The organism is Paenibacillus sp. J22R56 (genome assembly GCF_056269375.1).
On record NZ_JBWDNV010000007.1, the window covers coordinates 246058 to 266273 of the forward strand.

At 47.3% G+C, this 20216-nt stretch carries 18 protein-coding genes; 7 read left to right on the forward strand and 11 right to left on the reverse strand.

Annotation, left to right across the window (positions count from 1 at the left end; genetic code table 11):
* Window positions 1-8 precede the first annotated feature (8 nt).
* The 5 genes from ptsP to AC0YNT_RS18260 all read right to left on the reverse strand — a co-directional run bounded on the left by ptsP (window position 9) and on the right by AC0YNT_RS18260 (window position 6241).
* On the reverse strand, window positions 9-1757 hold the full coding sequence (ptsP, locus tag AC0YNT_RS18240) for a phosphoenolpyruvate--protein phosphotransferase (protein WP_475805923.1): 1749 nt from the start codon (window positions 1755-1757) through the stop codon (window positions 9-11).
* The gene (locus AC0YNT_RS18245; protein ID WP_475805924.1) at window positions 1754-3640 is read right to left on the reverse strand and encodes a glucose PTS transporter subunit IIA; all 1887 of its coding nucleotides are present in this window, start codon (window positions 3638-3640) and stop codon (window positions 1754-1756) included. The genes ptsP and AC0YNT_RS18245 overlap by 4 nt, the downstream gene beginning before the upstream one ends.
* A gap of 280 nt (window positions 3641-3920) precedes the next feature.
* A complete protein-coding gene (locus AC0YNT_RS18250) occupies window positions 3921-4355 on the reverse strand; it encodes a CoA-binding protein (protein WP_475805925.1) in 435 nt (144 codons plus the stop codon).
* Between the two features lie 30 nt (window positions 4356-4385).
* The gene (gene aroA, locus AC0YNT_RS18255) at window positions 4386-5678 is read right to left on the reverse strand and encodes a 3-phosphoshikimate 1-carboxyvinyltransferase (protein WP_475805926.1); all 1293 of its coding nucleotides are present in this window, start codon (window positions 5676-5678) and stop codon (window positions 4386-4388) included.
* A gap of 47 nt (window positions 5679-5725) precedes the next feature.
* Complete coding sequence (locus AC0YNT_RS18260; protein ID WP_475805927.1) at window positions 5726-6241, reverse strand: shikimate kinase; 516 nt, start codon at window positions 6239-6241, stop codon at window positions 5726-5728.
* Between the two features lie 142 nt (window positions 6242-6383).
* Between AC0YNT_RS18260 and AC0YNT_RS18265 the strand changes: the two genes are divergently transcribed.
* Window positions 6384-6680, forward strand: a complete 297-nt coding sequence (locus AC0YNT_RS18265) for a hypothetical protein (protein ID WP_475805928.1) — start codon at window positions 6384-6386, stop codon at window positions 6678-6680.
* Between the two features lie 10 nt (window positions 6681-6690).
* Here AC0YNT_RS18265 and gndA read toward each other — a convergent pair whose 3' ends face one another.
* Both gndA and AC0YNT_RS18275 read right to left on the reverse strand, forming a co-directional pair.
* The gene (gene gndA / locus AC0YNT_RS18270; protein ID WP_167277883.1) at window positions 6691-8103 is read right to left on the reverse strand and encodes an NADP-dependent phosphogluconate dehydrogenase; all 1413 of its coding nucleotides are present in this window, start codon (window positions 8101-8103) and stop codon (window positions 6691-6693) included.
* Between the two features lie 242 nt (window positions 8104-8345).
* Window positions 8346-8942 (reverse strand): hypothetical protein, encoded by a 597-nt coding sequence (locus AC0YNT_RS18275; protein ID WP_127493532.1) that lies wholly within the window; start codon window positions 8940-8942, stop codon window positions 8346-8348.
* 253 nt (window positions 8943-9195) lie between these two features.
* Between AC0YNT_RS18275 and AC0YNT_RS18280 the strand changes: the two genes are divergently transcribed.
* Window positions 9196-9843, forward strand: a complete 648-nt coding sequence (locus AC0YNT_RS18280) for a DUF1054 domain-containing protein (RefSeq protein WP_475805929.1) — start codon at window positions 9196-9198, stop codon at window positions 9841-9843.
* A 40-nt stretch (window positions 9844-9883) separates the two neighbouring features.
* Here AC0YNT_RS18280 and AC0YNT_RS18285 read toward each other — a convergent pair whose 3' ends face one another.
* Window positions 9884-12910 (reverse strand): efflux RND transporter permease subunit, encoded by a 3027-nt coding sequence (locus AC0YNT_RS18285; protein WP_475805930.1) that lies wholly within the window; start codon window positions 12908-12910, stop codon window positions 9884-9886.
* A gap of 244 nt (window positions 12911-13154) precedes the next feature.
* On the opposite strand from AC0YNT_RS18285, the gene AC0YNT_RS18290 reads away from it, so the two are divergent.
* The 3 genes from AC0YNT_RS18290 to AC0YNT_RS18300 all read left to right on the forward strand — a co-directional run bounded on the left by AC0YNT_RS18290 (window position 13155) and on the right by AC0YNT_RS18300 (window position 15648).
* Window positions 13155-13910, forward strand: coding sequence for an ABC transporter ATP-binding protein (locus AC0YNT_RS18290; RefSeq protein ID WP_475805931.1), 756 nt, complete (start codon window positions 13155-13157; stop codon window positions 13908-13910).
* Complete coding sequence (locus tag AC0YNT_RS18295) at window positions 13907-14926, forward strand: ABC transporter permease (RefSeq protein WP_475805932.1); 1020 nt, start codon at window positions 13907-13909, stop codon at window positions 14924-14926. The genes AC0YNT_RS18290 and AC0YNT_RS18295 overlap by 4 nt, the downstream gene beginning before the upstream one ends.
* Before the next feature lie 62 nt (window positions 14927-14988).
* Window positions 14989-15648 carry a TetR/AcrR family transcriptional regulator gene (locus AC0YNT_RS18300; RefSeq protein WP_475805933.1) on the forward strand — a complete coding sequence of 220 codons (660 nt, stop codon included), beginning with the start codon at window positions 14989-14991 and terminating at the stop codon, window positions 15646-15648.
* A 37-nt stretch (window positions 15649-15685) separates the two neighbouring features.
* Here the strand turns inward: AC0YNT_RS18300 and AC0YNT_RS18305 are convergent, their stop codons facing one another.
* Together AC0YNT_RS18305 and AC0YNT_RS18310 are read right to left on the reverse strand one after the other, a co-directional pair.
* On the reverse strand, window positions 15686-16294 hold the full coding sequence (locus AC0YNT_RS18305; RefSeq protein ID WP_167278203.1) for a YitT family protein: 609 nt from the start codon (window positions 16292-16294) through the stop codon (window positions 15686-15688).
* Window positions 16295-16424: 130 nt separating this feature from the next.
* Window positions 16425-17609, reverse strand: a complete 1185-nt coding sequence (locus AC0YNT_RS18310) for an MFS transporter (protein ID WP_475805934.1) — start codon at window positions 17607-17609, stop codon at window positions 16425-16427.
* A 198-nt stretch (window positions 17610-17807) separates the two neighbouring features.
* Here AC0YNT_RS18310 and AC0YNT_RS18315 point away from each other — a divergent pair, with 198 nt between their 5' ends.
* Window positions 17808-19277, forward strand: a complete 1470-nt coding sequence (locus AC0YNT_RS18315; RefSeq protein WP_475805935.1) for an aminotransferase class I/II-fold pyridoxal phosphate-dependent enzyme — start codon at window positions 17808-17810, stop codon at window positions 19275-19277.
* A 121-nt stretch (window positions 19278-19398) separates the two neighbouring features.
* Entirely contained in the window at window positions 19399-19797 is a 399-nt protein-coding gene (locus tag AC0YNT_RS18320; RefSeq protein ID WP_167277866.1) for a DUF1885 family protein, read from the forward strand.
* 92 nt (window positions 19798-19889) lie between these two features.
* On the opposite strand, the gene AC0YNT_RS18325 is transcribed toward AC0YNT_RS18320, so the two are convergent.
* Window positions 19890-20210: a DUF1292 domain-containing protein gene (locus AC0YNT_RS18325; protein WP_167277864.1), complete on the reverse strand. Its 321-nt coding sequence runs from the start codon at window positions 20208-20210 to the stop codon at window positions 19890-19892.
* Window positions 20211-20216: the final 6 nt, after the last annotated feature.

The window sequence follows — 20216 nt, forward strand, 5'->3', positions numbered from 1 at the left end:
GCCGTCCGCTAAATCGCGGACGCTGCTCCTTTGCCATCAACTGAATCCATAAACTGCTTCAGTTTGTTATGAATATCTGCGCTCGTACGGCATTCCATAAGCTGCTCGAGCAAGGAGTCGCTGTCTTCCTGCCTTGTGCAGAGCAGCCGCTCTTTCACTTGCAGAATGGAATGAGAGGACATACTCAGCTCATCTACATCTAGGCTAAGCCAGATCGGAAGTGCGCGCAGGTCACCCGCAAGCTCGCCGCATACGCCAACCTTGATACGATTTCTTTTCGCCGCTTCGACCGTCAGCTTCAGCATACGCAGCACCGCTGGATGGAAAGGCTCATACAAATAGCTGATCTCTTCATTCATTCGGTCCACTGCCAGCGTAAACTGGACAAGATCGTTTGTACCGATGCTAAAGAAATCAACCTCCTGTGCCAACAAATCAGCCAGTATAACAGCTGCAGGCACCTCGATCATAATGCCTACCTGGATATTCGCATTATAAGGAATCCCTTCCTGCTCCAGCTCCTGCTTCGCTTCAGCAAGCACATTGTTAGCAGCTCTTACTTCCTCCACGGACGAAATCAGCGGATACATGATCTTTACTTGCCCATAGTGACTTGCCCGTAGGATCGCTCTAAGCTGTGTCTTGAACAGATCTTTACGATCGAGTGAAATCCGGATGGCTCTATAACCAAGAAACGGATTATCCTCTTCCGGGATATTAAAATAATCAAGCTGCTTATCGCCGCCGATATCAAGTGTTCGAATAATTAACGGTTCTCCCGCCAGCTTTTCTGCAACACTTTTATAAACCTCATATTGCTCTTCTTCCTTCGGAAAACGATTCCGATCCATATACAGAAATTCAGTACGGAACAGTCCAACACCATGAGCCCCGGTGGAGAGTGCTACCTCAAGCTCCTTCAAGGAACTGATATTCGCGGCAAGCCCCAGCACCTTCCCGTCCGGCGTTACGGATTGATGTCCGGCAATGCTGTTCAGCTGCTGTCTTGCTTCAGCCAGGCGTCCTTGAAGTTCCGAATAATGATCGATTAACGCATCTTCAGGCTCAATAAACAGGAGTCCTTCCGTACCATCAATAATGAGAGATTGACCAGTTTGAATCGGCTCCTCAAGCTTCGCCTCCACCCCAACCACAAGTGGCACACCAAGAGCACGGGCCATTATGGCAGAGTGAGAAGTCGAACTACCAGCAAGCGTTACAATACCAAGCACATTATTCGGGTTAATATGGGCCAACTGGGAAGGAGAGAGCTCTCTTGCAATTAGAATAAAAGGCTGAGTATCAGAAGGCAGTGTAATTTCCGGTGCACCAAGCAAATGCTTGAGCAACCGATTACCGACATCCTTTATATCAAGGGCACGTTCCTTCATATATTCGTCATCAAGAAGATCAAACATCGTGACGAAATGGTCAATAGCCTCTTTAACCGCAACTTCTGCCGCTTTATACTGGCGCTGGATAATGCCTTGAATCTCATTCATGAAGACTGGATCATCCAATATGGCCAGATGTGCATCAAAAATCTGAGTTTCATCCGAGCCAACAACTTCCCTAAGCTCATCTTTGATTTGCTCAATTTCATGCTTGGATGTGCGAATTCCTTCATAGACTCGTTCAAATTCTCGGGCAAAATCAGCTACATCGACACGCTGCTCAGGAAATTCCCACTCCCAATTCGGAAGTACAAACGACTTCCCGATCGCAATGCCTGCCGAAGCTCCTATTCCTTGTATCATGGTCGTTCCCCTCCACCATTTCTCTCTTTAAGTACAACTGACAAGACAGAAGACTGTCCTTTCTTCACCGCTTTGAATGGCGCAAAACGCCAAGAATGGACGAGATCCGAATTCGTGATGACCATTGGCGTTGCAAGCGATTTGCTCTCCTTGCGAACTCTTTGCAGGTCGAATCGTACGAGCATATCTCCTGGATTAACCTCTTGGCCTTCCTGTACAACTGCTTTGAAATACGATTTCCCCGTCAGCTTGGATGTGTCTATTCCGATATGGAGCAATACTTCAAGCCCCTCCAACGTTCGTATGCCTACAGCATGCATCGTTGGATACACAATAATGACGGTACCTTTAACCGGTGATACCAGCTCGCCTTTATCAGGAATAAAGGCCACGCCTTGTCCGACCAGCTTGCCCGCAAAGATGGGATCGGGTACATCTTCCAGCGGAATCATTCGGCCTTGTACCGGGGAACTAAAGAGCACCTGTTCTTGATCCCGTTCAATAGCCTTCAGCATCTCAGCTCGTATCAGCTCCGAATACGTACCGAATACCACTTGGACGTTACCGCCGCCTAGCCGAAGCACCCCTGCTGCCCCTAAATTGCGCAGCGAGTTATTATCGAGCAGCTTTTCATTGGCTACTTTGAGGCGAAGCCTTGTAATGCAGGACTCCATTTGCACAATGTTGTCTTTTCCGCCTATCGCCTGAAGGATAAGTGGTGCACGGTATGGAATGTCACCTGCCCATTCATCAAGCTGCGAGCCTTCCTCACGTCCCGGCGTCGGAATACGGAACCGATTAATCGCCCACCGAAACAGTACGTAATAAACAATACCAACAACAATACCGATTGGAATAAGCAGCCAGCCTTTTGTTGCCAAATGCTCATTAATGATATAGTCAATGACGCCACCTGAGAACGAGAAGCCATGCCGGATGCCAAGCTCATACGTGACCCACATAATGATGCCGGATAACAAAGCATGCACGACAAACAGATAAGGAGCAACGAATAGAAAAGCAAATTCAACTGGTTCCGTGACACCTGTCAAAAATGAAGCCAATGCAGCATACATAAACGTTTTCCGGATTTTAGGTTTCAAATCTTCCCTTGCTTCATGAATGATCGCTAAGGCAATGGCCGGTAAGGCAAACATGACAATCGGATACATCCCGGCCATAAAGGCACCTGCGGTTGGATCACCTGCGAAAAATCTCGGCAGATCACCATAAACCATTGCACCGTTAGCCGTCTCATATCCACCGACCTGGAACCAGAACACGTGACTGAGCAAATGATGCAGACCAAAAACAACCAGTATCCGATATAAAAAACCGAACAAGAAAACACCAAAACCACCGCCGGAAGCGACCACATCACCTAAGCCTTCCAGCATGCGCTGGATTAACGGTGCTACCCCAATCATCGCCATTGAGAGTACTACGGTAACGAAGCTGACGAACAGAGGAACAAACCTCGGCCCTCCGAAAAACTGTATGTATTCAGGCAGACGCAAATTCTTAAACCGCTCATAGCTGAATCCGGAGATGATGCCGATAATTGAGCCTACAAACACCGTTGGTTCAATCTGTGCTTCCGCTGCACCCGTTACACCAACATAGATGACCATGCCCGCTAAGGCAGCCATACCTGCTGCAATGGCATTACTCGTAAGTCCCAGCGATACGCCAACAGCAAAAATATAAGGCAGAAACATAAAGATCGCATTTCCTGCCGCTTTCAAATAGTCTGCAGCATCGGGTAATCCAAGAAGATCCCATGGCAGCTGACTAAGAAATAAAAAGATTGCCGCAGCTGGAAGTACGATCATCGGCAGCATAACTGCACGTCCTAGCTGCTGAAACCTTCCTAGAAAATTCACCTTTTCACCTCCTAAAAAGAATTATCGCGTTCTTTGCGATAATTCTTTACTTCGTAAGCATCTACCTAAAGAATTATCGCGTTCTTTGCGATAATTCTTTACTTCGTAAGCATCTACCTAAAGAATTATCGCGTGCTTAGCGATAATTCTTACTTCGTAAGCATGCATTGTTGCCTTATCCAAATCTCTATATCGATGGTACGGTGTCTACGCTTTTTTGTCAAAGTAAAAGACGGGCCTGATGGCCCGCCAATTTAGAAAGTATAACGATGAGGTGCGTCTAGACTGAAGCCTTCCCATGCGGCAGTAAGATGGAATCCTCAACCTTAATGCAGCGATCCATAATGACCTGAAGCCCGCCATCAGATGCAATCTTAGCTGCATCATCATTAGCGATCCCAAGCTGCAGCCAAAGCGTCTTCGCTCCAATCGCAACAGCTTCCTCCGCAATTGGAGGAGTATGCTCTGGTCGACGGAATACGTTGACGATATCGACCGGTTCTGGAATATCCTTAAGGGTTGCGTAGCATTTTTCACCCAGAATGATTTCTGCAGCGGGATTTACCGGAATAATCCGATAACCCTTCTTCTGCATCGCTTCAGAGACCATATAAGACACGCGGTCAGGCTTATCGGATAAACCAACAACAGCGATATTCGTACTCGCCTGCAGAATCTCTTTTATTTCATCGCGGGTCGGATTTTCAAATGCCATTATCAGCACCTCGCTTTCATCTGTTTACTCTTATTCTACCCACTCTACGTTCGCACCTAACGCTTTCAGGTGATCGAAATAAATCGGATATGACTTAGCAACATGATGTGCATCGCGGATCCGGATCGGATTCTTCGCACGCAGGCCTACGACAGTTAGTGCCATAATCACACGATGATCATAATGGGCATTAATTTCAACGCCGCCTTCTACACCTTCCGGACGGCCATGAACGATAATTTCTGCTTGGCGCTCTTCTACATTCGCACCAGCTTTACGCAGCTCGTTCAAATAATCCGTAATACGGTCGCACTCTTTGTAGCGCAGGTTCTCTACATCATAGAAACGCGAAGTCCCTTCAGCAAAGACTGCCGCAGCAACCATAGCTAGAACCGCATCCGTAGCTTTATCGCCGTCGAATTCAACAGCCTTCAGCTTGCCATTGCCCTTAACATGAACAATTCCGTTCTCATGAGTCATTGGAACTTCCATCATACGGAGGACGTCTACAACAGCTCTCTCGCCTTGTTTACTATTCTCCTCCAGACGATGAACAATAACGTCCGAATTCGTAACCGCTGCTGCTGCAAGAATAGCTGCCGAACCTGGGTAGTCCCCTTGCACGACATATTTCTTCGCTTCATACTTTTGTCCGCCTGGAATACGGTAGTTCATCAGATCCTCGCTTGCATGAATCACGATACCTGCCTGCTCCAGCACTTCCAGTGTTTGTCCAACAACAACCTTGGATTTCAGATCATGCAGCACTTCGATCTCGCTGTCTTCTTCAAGCAGCGGCGTCAAGAACAACAAGGCGCTCAGGAACTGCGAGCTGACATTGCCGGATACTTGAATTTTCTTGCCTTTTGGTGCTCCGCCTTGAATACGGATCGGCAGCTTACCCTCGTTATGTTCAACCTTCACACCTATTTGGCCAAGTGCGTCGATCAGATCGTTATGTGGACGTTTGCCAAGTGAATCTGGGTAACGGTTAATGAAGGTTACATCCGGGCAAAGCGAAGCAATCGCCATAAGGAACCTAAGGACGGCACCAGCATTGCCTACATCCAGCTGCTTAACTGCTTTTGGATTTTTGCCAAAGCCAGTAATGACGATTTTCTCTTCATCTTCTTCTACGATTGCACCCAGATCACGGATACAACGGCGCATTGCGTCGCTGTCTTCACTATGAGCTGGATAATAAATCGTGCTTGTACCTTCCGCAAGCGCAGCGACCAGTAAGTAGCGAGTCGTATAGTTTTTAGAGGAAAGTGCTTGAATTTCCCCTTTAAGTATTGGAGTAGGTGTAACGATAACATCCATTGTGCTGCAGTTCTCCTTTTATTTAAAGTAGTTGAACGTTGCTCCTGCTATTCCTCTTGCAGAGCTTGCAGAATGACCTCTGCGGCTTCCTGCGGCGTTAATGATGTTGTATCCAATTGGAGGTGAGCAAAATCATAAGCATGCTTGCGCTGCTCCATAATGCGGTGAACGTTGGCAGCTACATCACCCTGTAGTAATGGACGAGTAGTGTCAGACTTCACTCTATTAATGATATGCTCCGCATCTGCCGTAAGCGCAACCACGAATCCATGCTTCAGCATAGCTTCCCGGTTATGTTCCCGCAGAACTGCGCCGCCGCCAGTTGCGATAATAGAGCGTGCTTCGGCCTCTAACAGCGAAACCAGCACTTTGCTTTCGATATCGCGGAAGCCTGCCTCACCATAGGTTTCGAACAGCTTCGAGATTGTCCCTTCGGTTTGCTCGATGACCTCATCCGAATCGTAACGCGAGCATCCGAGCTGCTCTGCAAGCAGTCGGCTGACGGTTGATTTCCCTGTTCCCATAAAGCCTACTAATACAATTTTTCTTGTGCGTAGATCCACTGCAAGAACTCCCCTATTAGTCTGTTCCGATATTATTTACCACAACATCATATCATTTTTTATCCGGAATAGGGTATAAAAAAGTTGCATATGCCGTATGGATGATAATGATGCATATATCATGAATAGGAGTGAAGATGGCATGACCAGTGAATCGAATTTGCCCGCTTCCCACCCAAGCAATGTCCGAATGGATCGTATTTTAAGTCCCGATCACCCGTTATGCCGTGAAGATGTCGTCTGGATGCTTGAATATATTAAAAAAAAGGTGGCTGACGAGGACCCTGCTCTCAGGGACCTTTCGCAGCCACGCTTATTGAAAAACTTTCATTATTTCGCCGAAGCGTCAATGCTGCTCATTCGCCGCAAGCATTACTCCGAACAGGAGGCAACACGTTTGCGCCAATGTCTCATTGAAGCGTCTTACGGGCTAAAATAATCAATCCGGATTAGGAGTTCATCCAGTTGTGGTGGAACGAACCTTCTTTGTCCAAACGTTTGAACGTATGAGCACCGAAGTAGTCACGTTGCGCTTGCAGCAGGTTAGCTGGCAGACGCTCTGTACGGTAGCTGTCGAAGTACGACAGTGCGCTTGAGAAAGCAGGCACTGGTACGCCGTTAGTTACAGCTGCGCCAACCACTTCACGCCATGCGCCTTGGTACGACTCAACGATACCTTGGAAGTAAGGATCGAGGAGCAGGTTGCGCAGGTTAGCATCACGATCGTAAGCATCTTTGATGTTTTGCAGGAAGCGTGCACGGATGATGCAGCCGCCGCGGAAGATCATCGCGATGTCGCCGTAACGAAGGTTCCAATCATATTCTTCAGAAGCTGCACGCATTTGAGCGAAGCCTTGTGCGTACGAGCAGATTTTACTTGCGAACAGCGCTTTGCGTACGGATTCGATGAATGCCGCTTTGTCGCCTTGGAACGCTTTTTTCTCAGGACCGTTCAATACTTTGCTTGCAGCTACGCGCTCTTCTTTCATAGCGGACAGGAAGCGAGTAAATACGGATTCCGTAATGATCGACAATGGCACGCCAAGGTCCAGGGAGCTTTGGCTTGTCCATTTGCCTGTGCCTTTTTGACCAGCAGAGTCAAGGATAACGTCAACCATAGGTTTACCTGTCTCAGGGTCATATTTGGAGAAGATGTCAGCTGTGATCTCGATCAGGTAGCTGTCCAGTTCGCCTTTGTTCCACTCTGTGAAGATGCTGTGAAGCTCTTCAGCGCTCAGGTCAAGCGTGTTTTTCAGCAGGTCATATGCTTCGCAGATGAGCTGCATGTCGCCGTACTCGATACCGTTGTGCACCATTTTTACATAGTGGCCGGCACCGTCTGGACCGATATATGTGCAGCAAGCGTCGTCGCCGACTTTTGCAGAGATAGCAGTAAGGATTGGTTCAACCAGTTTGTACGCGGATTCTTGGCCGCCTGGCATAATGGAAGGACCTTTCAGTGCGCCTTCTTCACCGCCGGATACACCAGTACCGATGAAGCGGATGCCTTGCTCTTCAAGAGCTTTGCTGCGGCGAACCGTGTCAGGGAAATAAGCGTTGCCGCCGTCGATGATGATGTCGCCTTTGTCCAGGTGAGGAACAAGAGCGTCAATTGTAGCATCAGTACCAGCGCCAGCTTGTACCATGATCAGAATTTTGCGAGGAGATTCGAGCGATTGCACGAACTCTTCAACTGTGTAAGCAGGAACAAGGTTCTTGCCTTCGGATTCTTTAATCAATTCATCTGTTTTTTCACGGGAACGGTTATATACCGAAACTGTGAAGCCTCTGCTCTCAATGTTAAGTGCGAGGTTTTTGCCCATAACTGCTAGGCCGATAACACCGATTTGCTGTTTTGCCATTTGGTTTCTTCCATCCTTTTTTTTATAGTATGGTGGTCTTCAATAGTTTTATATTACTCTTTTTGCAAAGAGATGAAAACCATTTGCGCGGAATTTGTCGCCAAACATCCATTAGATTTCCTGACCGCATTAGAAAGTTTACCTTATATTACGAAGAAATGCTAACCAGAAAATGAAAAAAACCGGCCAAATGATTCATTAAGAACCATTCAGCCGATTTATCAAATCATTCATTATTAGCTTTACAATTCAAGCTGCAGCATCTCCGAACGGAGCAGCACGAGTTTTTCCTTCGATTCAGCAACGGCCTCTTCATTGTTCTCTTGCAGAGCGTCAAAGAGTACCGTCAGCTCATAATCCAATTCATAACGTAATACCGCTGCGCGTTCCTCCGCCCGTTTGGACTGAAAAGCCTTGATCATTTCCTCTATAGTTACGAATGGCTTCTTTTGATAAATAATCCGATGTTCCATACCGGACACCTCCACAAGTCGTATTATTTCACCAAACATAATGTTCTCAATGACGATCTGACGATCTTTGATCCGCTTGACAATCGCATGTCCACGTGTGTCATTAATAAGCTTTTCAAGCAACTCCGACAGTTTCTCGTCCTTAATGGTGTAATCCCCGACGATCTTGTAACGGTTCTTCATCCGCTGAAACCTTAACTTCACGAGCTTACGACCAGTTCGAATTGAAATGAGGAACTGCCCCTCCGTTTCGCTCCAATACAAGGAGTACCCTTCCTGAATGAGATCACGGATGAGGTTTTGGATTTGCCGGCGATCAAATCGCAGCTCCAAATTACAATATTCGACTTCGTAGCTCTTATTCACGGCAATCCCTCCCTTTTTAGCATTTGACGAAATAGTCTGACAATTTGTTCTTACCTCTATCTTATACTCCATCTTATGTTCTGGCAACTTGGATTATTGACTAATTTTCGCTTAAAGGCCGTCTAATTTAAAAAAAGGGCGGTCAAGCCGCCCGCAAGAGGGGACATGCCCCCTATCGAAGCTGTACCACTGCCTTGGATGTGCTATAATGAACCATTATTATTTGTTTCAATTGTGAGGAGAGAGAACATAGATGACGACTACAACGACGCCAGCAGCCTTTACAGGCTTTGAACAAAAAGACTTTGATACTTTCCTGATCGATGGCCTGGAGCAGCGAATGTCGGCTATTGAGGAACGGATCCGGCCGAAATTCCGCTATCTCGGCGAAAAGCTTGCCGGCGATATTGCCGTGCAGGCAAGTGACGAGATGTTCCTGCATATTGCCAAACATGCGCGCCGTACGGTAAACCCGCCAAAGGATACTTGGTTTGCAATCTGCAACAACAAACGCGGCTACAAAGCACACCCACATTTCCAGCTTGGCTTGTTCGACGATCACCTATTCTTATGGTTCGCCCTTATTTATGAGGCGCCTAATAAATCCCGCATTGCATCCACTTACTTAGAACATCTGGACGAGGTCATTGCGGCTGTCCCATCCGATTATGTCCTTTCCCTTGACCATATGAAGAAAGAATCCAAGTCTGTCAGCGAAATGGCCGAGCAGGACTGGACTAACGCGCTTACCCGCCTGCGTGATGTGCAGAAAGCCGAATTACTTATCGGCCGCCACATTCCAACCGGTGACCCGCTCCTGCAGGATGGAGATGCCTTGTATAAATTTGCCCAGCAAACCTATGAAACGTTAATGCCGTTGTACCGCTTGGCATCCCAATAAGCAAAAACCGCTTCCCATGTGGGAAGCGGTTTTTTTCTTTTTATTGCACTTGCACTGCTGTTACACCTTGCGCAGATTGAGCACCCGCACGGCGCTGCTTGCGCGAGGTACGGAAGAACATCAACTCATACATACATGGCACAACGATCAGGGTAAGCAGCGTTGCAGCTGCGAGACCACCGATAACAACAATCGCAAGGCTTTGTGATACAATACTGCCCGATTCGCTTGAACCAAAGACGAGTGGCAGCATTGCGCATATGGTTGCGACAGCCGTCATTACAATTGGACGCATCCGTGTTGTAGCCGCTTCAACTAAGGCATCGCGGATCGTCATCGTCTCTTCATTCTGCTTCACTCGGTCAATTAACACGATTGCATTCGTGACAACGATACCGATCAGCATGAGAGCGCCAAACATGGCAGTAAAGTCTGGTGTTACCCCTGAGATCAAGAGTCCAATTACAGCTCCAATCGCAGCTAGCGGCAGCGAGAAGAGGATCGCAAGTGGTGCACGAAGCGTCTTGAAGGTAAGCACCATGATCAAGTAAACAAGGCCGATAGAGATTAACGCTGTCATACCGATGTCTGCAAAGTCACTTGATTGATCTGCAGATGCACCGCCAACCTTAAGTGTTACACCTTCTGGAAGCTCCAGCTTATCTGCAGCTTTCTGAATTTCCTTGCCTACAACAGACAGCTGGCTAGGTTCAGCATCCGCTGTAACCCGAACATACATTTTGCCTTCTTTGTGATAGTACAAGCTTGCTTCTTCTGACTTCACAAGCTTAGCAACATTCGTAATCGGAACAATACCGGAAGCTGTAGCAATCGTTAACTTGTTAAGCTCATCTTCCGTATCCGGATTAATGACTGGCTGCATAATGACGGACGTTTCGCGGCCTTCCACTTGAATACTGCCAAGAGGAACAGGGTTCAGCATACTTTGCAGCTGCATAGCTACTTCTTGGCCTTTCGCCTGCTCCGGATTAACCTGGAAGGTATAAACCGGTTTCTTCTCTTCCTGATTGCTTTGTACTTTCAGAACGTCCTTGATTGGTTTAATATTAGCGATCAGCTGATCCGCAGCTTGTGTAAGCTTCTCTGGATCATCGCCTGTAACATCGATAAAGATTTGTGATGAACCGCCGCCCATCATGAGGTCAGCTGCATTAATGATAAGCTCTGCATCACCGAAATTACTTTTTTGCGTTTTCACTTCATCCATAAATTTCTCGGCATCAACGCCGTCTTTCAAATCAATCGTGTAGGTAACGAGTGTTGGAGAAGAAACAGCACCGTACTTGGCGTTATCCGCGCTGTTGCCAAGCTGCATGATAACCCATTCAACACTTTTGTTATCCTTCAGGAAGGTTTCCAGCTTTGTACCGCCCTGCTCTACTTGATCAGACGGAGTATCACTTGGGTATTGCAAGGATACATTGACATTCTCAGCACTAGAGGAATCAAGCGCACCTTTAGGCATCATCACATAAGCACTGATTGATCCTACAAACAATAGAAGAGCAACAACTAACGTAATCCATTTATGCTGCAAATTCCAACGAATGAACGAAGCAAATTTGCTTGAGCCCTTATGCGGTTTTTCTTTGGTACCGCGCAGCAAGAACGCGCTGAGCAGCGGTACTACTGTCAAAGCAACAAGCAGAGAAGCAAGCAGCGAGTATGCCACAGTCAGTGCGAATGGCAGGAGGAAAGCTTGCAGCGAGCCGCGCAGCAGACCCATCGGCAGGAATACGGCCACAGTAACAAGAGTGGATGATGTAATCGCCGTTGCTACTTCTTTAGTCGCATCAATAATAACGGTTTTGGAGAATGGCTCTTTCTGCAATCTTCGGTAGACATTCTCGATTACGACTATACTGTCATCGACCAGTCGGCCGACTGCTACTGCAACACCGCCAAGTGTAATGATATTAAGCGTAACCCCTGACAGGTCCAGCAAATACAACGTAATACCTAACGACAACGGGATCGATACAATCGTAACCAGCGTCGCTCTCCAATTACGCATGAAGATCAGAATGATAATGGTAGCGAACAACGCGCCGAGCAGAACTTCACGCAGCATGCTGTCAACCGAATGTACGACAGTATCAGACGTACTCATCAGTACCGAGATCTCAGCACCAGCTACATCCTTACTTAACCGCTCTACCGTCTTCTCGATATTTTTACCTGCCGTAACGGCATTCGCATTAGCTGTCTTTGAAATTGTAAACATAATGGCATCTTTACCGTTCATTCGGCCGATGCTTTCTTGTTCCTTCGCTTGCTCAACAGTAGCTACATCTTCTAGCTTAACCCCTGGCGCGATAGGCAATTTGCGCAAAGTATCTATACTCGTTACTTGATCATAGACATTGATGTTGCCGGATGCGCCGTCAATGGCACGTTCACCAATGGATGAGGACACTCCTCTTCCTTGCAGGACACTAAGAAGGGTTTGAACAGGAATACCCTTCTCTTCGAGCTTATCCGTAAGCGGAGTCACATGCACAGCCGGTGTAGATTTACCGCTGACGCTAATTTCACCTGCACCTTCCGCTTTTTGCAGTTCAGTAGTAATCTCCTTAAGCTTCGCGTCTTTCTCTTGCTCACTCATTCCATCCTCGAATGTGAGGGTAATCCAGGAGATCGGAATCATCGATGTATTGTATTGGATAACGAAAGGCTTCATAACGCCTTGAGGCAGCTGGATCTGATCAACAGTCCTCTCTACTTCCGCCTTCGCTTCCTTCATGTTTGTATTCGAATCAAAGTTCAAATTCACTTGTGCATAACCATTACCCGAAGTCGAGAACATATCGGTCTTGCCCTTCGTGAACCCTACCGCTTCTTCCAGCGGGTTGGTTACTAGCTGTTCCATCGATTTGGCGTCCATGCCAGGTCCAATTACCGTCACCATGACCTGCGGATTATCAGCTTCCGGCAGGAACTCCATTGGCAGCTTCAAATAGCTGACAACTCCCATCACCAAAGCCATCACGACGATCAGGATGACGGCCGCCCTGTTGCGGAACGACCATTCGGTTAACTTATTCATTACAACTACTCCTTCTCCCTATTCGGAATTCTCTTTTGTGTATTTGACAGTTCTAAGCATACCTGCATTGAAAATAATGTAAAAACGTCTGGAGACGGTACTTTACTCTCGCCTCTGGTCGGAGGGCTTCTACGACTTAAGTCTAGTATCTTTTGTGAGTAAGTACTCACTTTACAATTTCGAATAGCATACCTATACTAAAAAGTGAGTATTCACTCATTATGAATTACAAGGGGTGTGAACCATGACAAAGGCTACCGAAACATCTGCAGATTCTGCTATTATCGCTCAACACATTGTAAGACGATTTGGCGATCGGACGGTTCTGGATGATATTTCGCTTACGGTACCACGGGGGGAGTTATTCGGACTGCTCGGTCCATCTGGATCGGGAAAAACAACCCTTATTAAACTTATAACCGGCATTGACCGGGCTGACGCCGGCAACATTCAATTATTTGGTGAACCTATGCCCCAGCTGAAAATGCTGCAAACCTTTGGTTATATGGCACAATCCGATGCCTTATATCAGGAGTTAACCGGCAAGGAGAACATGGCTTTCTACGGATCTCTCTATGGACTTAAGGGAAAAGTTCTTGCTGACCGCATGCAATCTGCCGCATCACTGGTCAATCTGACCTACCATCTGGATAAACAGACGAGCGCTTATTCCGGTGGGATGAAACGCAGACTGTCACTGGCCATTGCCCTGCTGCATGAGCCGCTGCTCCTCGTTTTGGATGAACCAACCGTAGGTATTGATCCCGTGCTTCGGAAAACGATTTGGAACGAGCTGAGGACCCTGACGGAAAAAGGGGTTACTATTATCGTGACAACCCACGTCATGGACGAAGCGGAGAAATGTGATCGGCTTGGCCTCATCCGAGACGGTAAGCTGATCGCCATTGGCACTCCTCTAGCAATTATGGAGCAGGCTGGCGTCCATACGATTGAAGAAGCCTTTATCTCGCTTGGCAGCGAAAGGAGTGAGCATGCATGAGAATACGCGCGCTAGTTATTCGAATTACACGCCAGTTTCTACGCGACAAGCGGACGCTTGCCTTATTATTCCTTGCTCCACTGCTCATTTTGAGTCTGACAAAGCTTGTCTTTGACGGCAATACCGTCTCTCCGGAAATCGGCCTGGTCGGTCCTACTGCCGCTCTTTCCGAGAAGCTGGAGGAGCAGCAAGCAAGCATTACAATCTTTGACTCCTTTGATGCAGCAGATAAAGCTCTTCATGATGGCGATCTGGACGCTATTATTCAGATCGTAGACGGTAAGCCTGTCATTACACTAGAAGGAAGTGATCCTTCGGTCAGCCGCAGTACGCAGCTAGTTCTGCAGAAAGCTCTGCAAAGCGGCGCACAAGACCTCGCTCCTACCGTTCATTATTTGTACGGTGGACCAGATATGGCCTCATTTGACTCCTTTGGCCCTGTATTGATCGGCTTCTTCTCCTTCTTCTTCGTGTTCCTGCTTGCAGGTGTTTCCTTCCTGCGAGAACGTACGAGCGGCACGTTGGAACGGCTGCTGGCTACTCCCATTCGGCGATCTGAGATCGTCCTTGGATACCTCGCCGGCTTTGGTATCTTCACCTTGATCCAAGCTTCCCTAATTGCCTGGTATTCCGTGCAAGTGCTAGGCATGTCAATGTCCGGAAATATCGTGAATATGCTGCTCATTAATCTATTACTATCGCTGACGGCTTTGACCCTTGGCACTTTGCTCTCTTCGTTTGCAAGCAGCGAATTCCAAATCATTCAATTCATTCCGATCATTATCGTACCTCAGGCCTTCTTCTCCGGATTATTTAATCTGGATGCGATGAATCCAGTTCTGCAAAAACTCAGCTACATCATGCCGCTCTATTATGGAGCAGATGCGATGCGCGGCATCATGATCAGAGGAGAAGGCATTGGCGATATCCAGCTCGATATTTATGTACTGGCAGGCTTATCTATCCTCTTCGCGCTCCTGAACGTCGTTGCGCTGAAGAAGCATCGCCGCATGTAGGCTGGTTTTAAGTTCTGCTATAATAGAAGGAATGGACAGGAATGAATAAAGGGAGTGTAAGCATGAGCGAGCCGATTGAAGAATGGCTGGAAGAGCTGGGCAAGCTCGGGGATGAGAAGACGATGACAGAGAAGCAGCTTAGGATCGTTAGAGCAGCTTCCGAGATTTTCGCAGAGAAAGGTTATGCCGCGTCTTCCACGAATGAGATTGCACAACGCGCTGGGGTTGCGGAAGGAACGATATTTCGTCATTACAAAACAAAAAAAGATTTGCTTGTATCCATCGTAGCACCTGTAATGGCAAAGCTAGTCGCACCGTTTGTTATGAGGGAATTTTATAAAGTACTGGATAGTAAATACGACAGCTATGACCAGATGCTTCGCGCGATTCTCGAGAACAGGCTTGCGTTCCTGGAGAAGCACATGCATGTGCTTAAGATCTTTATTCAGGAGATCCCGTTTCACCCTGAATTGCAGGAGCAATTCGAGAAGCTTGTTCTTGCCAAGGTATTTGAGAAAATCACCCCTAACATCCGTCGGTTCCAGGAGGACGGTACATTAGTGGACTGGTCACCATATACCATTATTCGCTTGACTGTCTCTTCCTTAATTGGCTACGCCGCTATACGTACTTTATACGGCAAACGTGATGGAAGCAGTTGGAATGACGAACAGGAACGGGAAGCGACGATAGCCTTTATCATGAAAGGCTTGGCTCCTTAACCAAACAAGACAAAGCCGAAGGCATATGCCTCCGGCTTTATTCCTGTCTAAAGTGATGGTTATGCGGCAGGTTCCAGGTACATAAGCTGGTTGCAACTCCCCCCGCCGCCACTGTAATTAAGGATAGTAAGAACGTATTTTCAGGCAGCAAGAAAGCTCCTGTACCGATAATAAGAAAATCCGTCAGAAAAATAATCACGCCTACATTAAGAGGAATGTAACGGGAAAGGTAATGCGCAAGCAAATCCGTCCCGCCTGTTGTGCTGCCGTTGCGAAGCATGATGCCGATGCCTGTCCCAATGCAAAACCCGCCAATCACAGCGCGAGTGAATGGGGTCCACTCAATATAATAGAGAAAATAAAATCGATACGGGCTTAGCAGGTCGATGACATAACTGGACAACAGCAAGCCATTAATACTCTGGTAGATCATACTTCGGCTTTGAAACCATGCCAGAGCGAAGATTGGAATGCTGCAAATCAGCATCGTTAACCCAACTTGAACATGAAATAGATAATTTACGATAAGGGCAATTCCAATGAGGCCCCCATCCAATATCATTAATGGCATTAGAAAAAAATTGATTCCGGCCGAAATAAGCAGACTTCCCAAAATAATTGCTGCCCATTTGCGCCAAGACAACATTCCCATACTTCCATTCACCTCTTTTTACCCTACCTCATCTATATGCGGCTTCCAGACAAGCCATTCTTTGGGAAAACCAAAAAAAACCGGCTCCTCATCAAATGATGAGAAACCGGCTTTAAATTAAAAGCTATTCCTGAACAGCAGTTACCGTGCTTGTACTGTCCATTTTCCGGAATTGCAGAAGCAGCAGCAGAGCTGCGAGGCATAAGATGCCGCCCGATACATAGGGCAGACGCAAATCCATCGTAAACAAGAACGAACCAATAAGCGGCCCCACAATCCGGCCCAAGCTGTCCATTGAGGAGCTAAGACCCGATGCAACACCTTGTCCAACCTGCGTCTTCTGTGTAATCAAGGATGTAACACAAGGACGAATCAAGGAGTTGCCGACGCCAAATACCGCAAGCGACAGCGTAGCCCACCATAAAGAATGAGCGGCCAGCAGCAGGAAGAATCCGACTGCCGAAATGATAAGTCCAGCTGCAATATATTGCGGCTCCTGTCCTTTCTTGATCCGGCGGCGAACAACACCACCTTGTACAAGAGCACCAACAAAGCCGCAGACGAAGAACAGAATACCTACCTGCAGTGGTGTGACGTCAAAGCGCTGAATACCAAAGAACTGCAGCGTTGCTTCCATACCAGCCAGCGTGAAAGTAACGAAGAAGGCCAATACATACAAGTATTTAAGCGGCCCGGTAAAAGCAGACCAACGGGAAGGCTGCTTCTCGCTTGCCGCTCTTCTCTTCTCTGGCGGCAGCGATTCCTTCAGCTTCACGAAAGCAAGAATTAATGTGATTAATGCCATCACAGATGCAGCATAAAATGGTGTCTCCAGCGTAACTTGGCTGAGCAGTCCGCCAACGCCTGGCCCAATCGTAAAGCCAAACCCGATCGACATGCCGACAAGTCCCATTCCTTTTGTACGCTGCTCTGGTGGTGTAATATCAGCTACGTAAGCGACAATAACGGACGTTACAGCGCCTGAGAACAGTCCGCCTAATATTCGTGATAAGTACATCATCGTAAGATTGTCCGACGATAAGCCAAACAGAAGGAAACTGATCGCAAAACCTGTAACCCCTGTTATTATAATCGGCCTTCTGCCAATCTTATCGGATAAGCCTCCCCAATAAGGAGAGAGTATGAAGGATACCGCAGAATACAAGGCGAGCATGTAGCCCGTATGTTTTTCCGCATTACCCGGGTTAACTGCTTTAATCATTTCGGGCATTACAGGAATAATAATCCCAAACCCGATGAAGGTGGTCATTAGAATTGCCATTACAATGAGTAGTCGTTTATCTCGCATTATGTTTTCACCCCATCCATAATCGTAACATATCAAGTCAGCGCATTGTTATGAACAAATGGAGAACATTCCGGTTCCAGCTCCAGAATGCATAGCTCCTGATAAAATTGTTACTTGCATTCCGACTTGTTTTTGCTATACTCAACTTTGTTTGTACAAAAGACATTAGAAGATATTCGAAAGGCAGGGACTAAAGCGATGGATCATAATAAAACCCCGCTCTTCAGCGCACTCCGCCGCCATGCGGAGAACGATCCGGTACAATTTCATATTCCGGGGCATAAGAAGGGTCTCGGCAGCGATACTGAGTTTCGCGAATTTATCGGCGACAACGCCTTGTCGATCGATCTTATAAATATTGCTCCGCTTGATGACTTGCATCAGCCAACCGGCGTTATTGAAGAAGCGCAAAAACTTGCAGCCGATGCCTTTGGCGCCGACTACACCTATTTCTCCGTTCAAGGCACAAGTGGTGCGATTATTACGATGATTCTTACGGTCTGCTCGCCAGGCGATAAAATTATCGTACCGCGCAATGTGCACAAATCGATTATGGCTGCGATTATTTTCGCTGGCGCACGCCCTGTATTCATCTCGCCTGCACGCGATTCGAATCTGGGGATCGATCATGGCATTACAACTCGTTCGGTTAAACGTGCACTCGACCGTCACCCTGACGCGAAAGCTGTTCTTGTCATTAACCCAACATACTTTGGCATATGCGCAAACCTGAAGGAAATTGTAGATCTTGTCCACAGCTACGATATTCCTGTTCTAGTTGATGAAGCTCATGGCGTACTTATCCATTTCCATGAAAAATTGCCGATGTCAGCTATGCAGGCTGGCGCCGATATGGCGGCAACAAGCGTACATAAGCTAGGCGGGTCGATGACCCAAAGCTCAGTCCTTAATGTACGTAAAGGCCGTATTAATCCGTTCCGGATCCAAACGATCCTTAGTATGCTGACAACGACCTCAACTTCGTATATTCTGCTTGCATCGCTGGATACTTCCCGCCGCAACCTGGCGATTAATGGACATGAAATTGCAGAACGCGCAATTGGACTTGCTCAATATGCACGTGAGCAAATCAATAAAATTCCGGGCCTGGAATGCTTCGGAGAAGATATTCTTGGCGATGAAGCAACCTATGATTATGACCCAACCAAGGTAACGATTCACGTTCGTCATTTAGGTGTTACGGGTTACGAAGTAGAGAACTGGCTCCGTGATCACTACAATGTAGAGATCGAGATGAGTGATATGTATAACATTCTTTGCCTAGTTACACCAGGAGATACGTCCGATTCCATTGAAAAACTACTTATCTCGCTTCGTGGTCTATCCGAAACCTTCCATGAAGGGGCTGAAGCCCGCGAGCTGGTAGTCAAAATTCCAGAAATTCCACAGCTCTCCTTAACACCTCGCGATGCCTTCTATGGCGAGACAGAGGTTGTTCCTTTCAAGGAATCTGCTGGCCGGATTATCGCAGAGTTTATCTATGTGTACCCGCCGGGTATTCCAATTCTGCTGCCAGGTGAAGTCATCTCGCAGAAAAACATCGACTACATCGTTGATCATGTTGAGGTTGGCCTCCCTGTTAAAGGGCCGGAAGACCGCAGCATTCAGTTTGTTAAAGTAATTGTCGAGGAAAATGCGATATTCTAACGAAATACAGCCGGCTGCAGTCCCTCTTCAGGGTTATGCAGCCGGCTTTTTATATACCTGCCTATTCCACTTATTGTAAACATTCTGATCTGCATGCTATGATGAGATGGGGGTGGGACGAATGAGTCAAAGCGCAGTGATTAAGCTTGTTCAAGGGTCTGCCGTAAGTGAACTATCGCTAGAAGAACTGAAGGAAAAGCTCCTCCATTACCGTGATCAAACCGCATTAACAGGAACCCAGCTCGATTGGGATTACGCAGCTTCTGCCTTTCCGTATACGATCGAGTCCAAGCAGGATGACCGGTGGTTCTATTTGCAAGGAACGAATCCTGGATACAAGTACATCATCTTTGGCAATGGGACGGATGATCCTTCATCGGTTCAAGTCGTGCTGCCGGATGGTTCAACCCATGGCGATAAGGCGAAGGCCAATGAGCTGTGCAAATATTTAGCTAAACAGCTTCAAGCCGAGTTAACGATGTTTAACGGCCGAACGATTTATTATAATCCGCGGAAATAAGGCAGCCTCTATCGAGGCATAAAAAACACCCGTCTTACCGGGCAGCTGCAGGAGCAGTTACTCGGATAAGACGGGTGTTCTAGTAGCGGCTATTAAGCCTCTTTGTTCTCGTTCTCTGTTTTTGCGATTTCTTCGTAGATCGCTGTTACGCGTTCCCACTCTGCATCGTCTTCGATTCCAACGAGGAATGCCTCTTCGTTCTCTTCTTCGATACGGAAGATAACACCGTCTGCTTCTGGGTCGTTACGATCCAGCAATACAGCATATACGTTATTCTCCGATTCAAATGTATAGACCATGACCATTTCACGCTCTTGGCCTTCGTCGTCTGTCACGATGAACACATGCTCATCATGTTCATGATCTTGTCCGCAACCGCAGTCTTCGCCGTGCTCATGTTGATGCTCGCTCATGGAATT

Excerpts from the sequence above, each read along its gene's own strand:
- ptsP (WP_475805923.1), bottom strand. The coding sequence starts at position 1,757 with ATGATACAAGGAATAGGAGCTTCGGCAGGCATTGCGATCGGGAAGTCG.
- AC0YNT_RS18250 (WP_475805925.1), bottom strand. The coding sequence starts at position 4,355 with ATGGCATTTGAAAATCCGACCCGCGATGAAATAAAAGAGATTCTGCAG.
- aroA (WP_475805926.1), bottom strand. The coding sequence starts at position 5,678 with ATGGATGTTATCGTTACACCTACTCCAATACTTAAAGGGGAAATTCAA.
- AC0YNT_RS18265 (WP_475805928.1), top strand. The coding sequence starts at position 6,384 with ATGACCAGTGAATCGAATTTGCCCGCTTCCCACCCAAGCAATGTCCGA.
- gndA (WP_167277883.1), bottom strand. The coding sequence starts at position 8,103 with ATGGCAAAACAGCAAATCGGTGTTATCGGCCTAGCAGTTATGGGCAAA.
- AC0YNT_RS18280 (WP_475805929.1), top strand. The coding sequence starts at position 9,196 with ATGACGACTACAACGACGCCAGCAGCCTTTACAGGCTTTGAACAAAAA.
- AC0YNT_RS18285 (WP_475805930.1), bottom strand. The coding sequence starts at position 12,910 with ATGAATAAGTTAACCGAATGGTCGTTCCGCAACAGGGCGGCCGTCATC.
- AC0YNT_RS18290 (WP_475805931.1), top strand. The coding sequence starts at position 13,155 with ATGACAAAGGCTACCGAAACATCTGCAGATTCTGCTATTATCGCTCAA.
- AC0YNT_RS18295 (WP_475805932.1), top strand. The coding sequence starts at position 13,907 with ATGAGAATACGCGCGCTAGTTATTCGAATTACACGCCAGTTTCTACGC.
- AC0YNT_RS18300 (WP_475805933.1), top strand. The coding sequence starts at position 14,989 with ATGAGCGAGCCGATTGAAGAATGGCTGGAAGAGCTGGGCAAGCTCGGG.
- AC0YNT_RS18305 (WP_167278203.1), bottom strand. The coding sequence starts at position 16,294 with ATGTTGTCTTGGCGCAAATGGGCAGCAATTATTTTGGGAAGTCTGCTT.
- AC0YNT_RS18310 (WP_475805934.1), bottom strand. The coding sequence starts at position 17,609 with ATGCGAGATAAACGACTACTCATTGTAATGGCAATTCTAATGACCACC.
- AC0YNT_RS18315 (WP_475805935.1), top strand. The coding sequence starts at position 17,808 with ATGGATCATAATAAAACCCCGCTCTTCAGCGCACTCCGCCGCCATGCG.
- AC0YNT_RS18320 (WP_167277866.1), top strand. The coding sequence starts at position 19,399 with ATGAGTCAAAGCGCAGTGATTAAGCTTGTTCAAGGGTCTGCCGTAAGT.
- AC0YNT_RS18325 (WP_167277864.1), bottom strand. The coding sequence starts at position 20,210 with ATGAGCGAGCATCAACATGAGCACGGCGAAGACTGCGGTTGCGGACAA.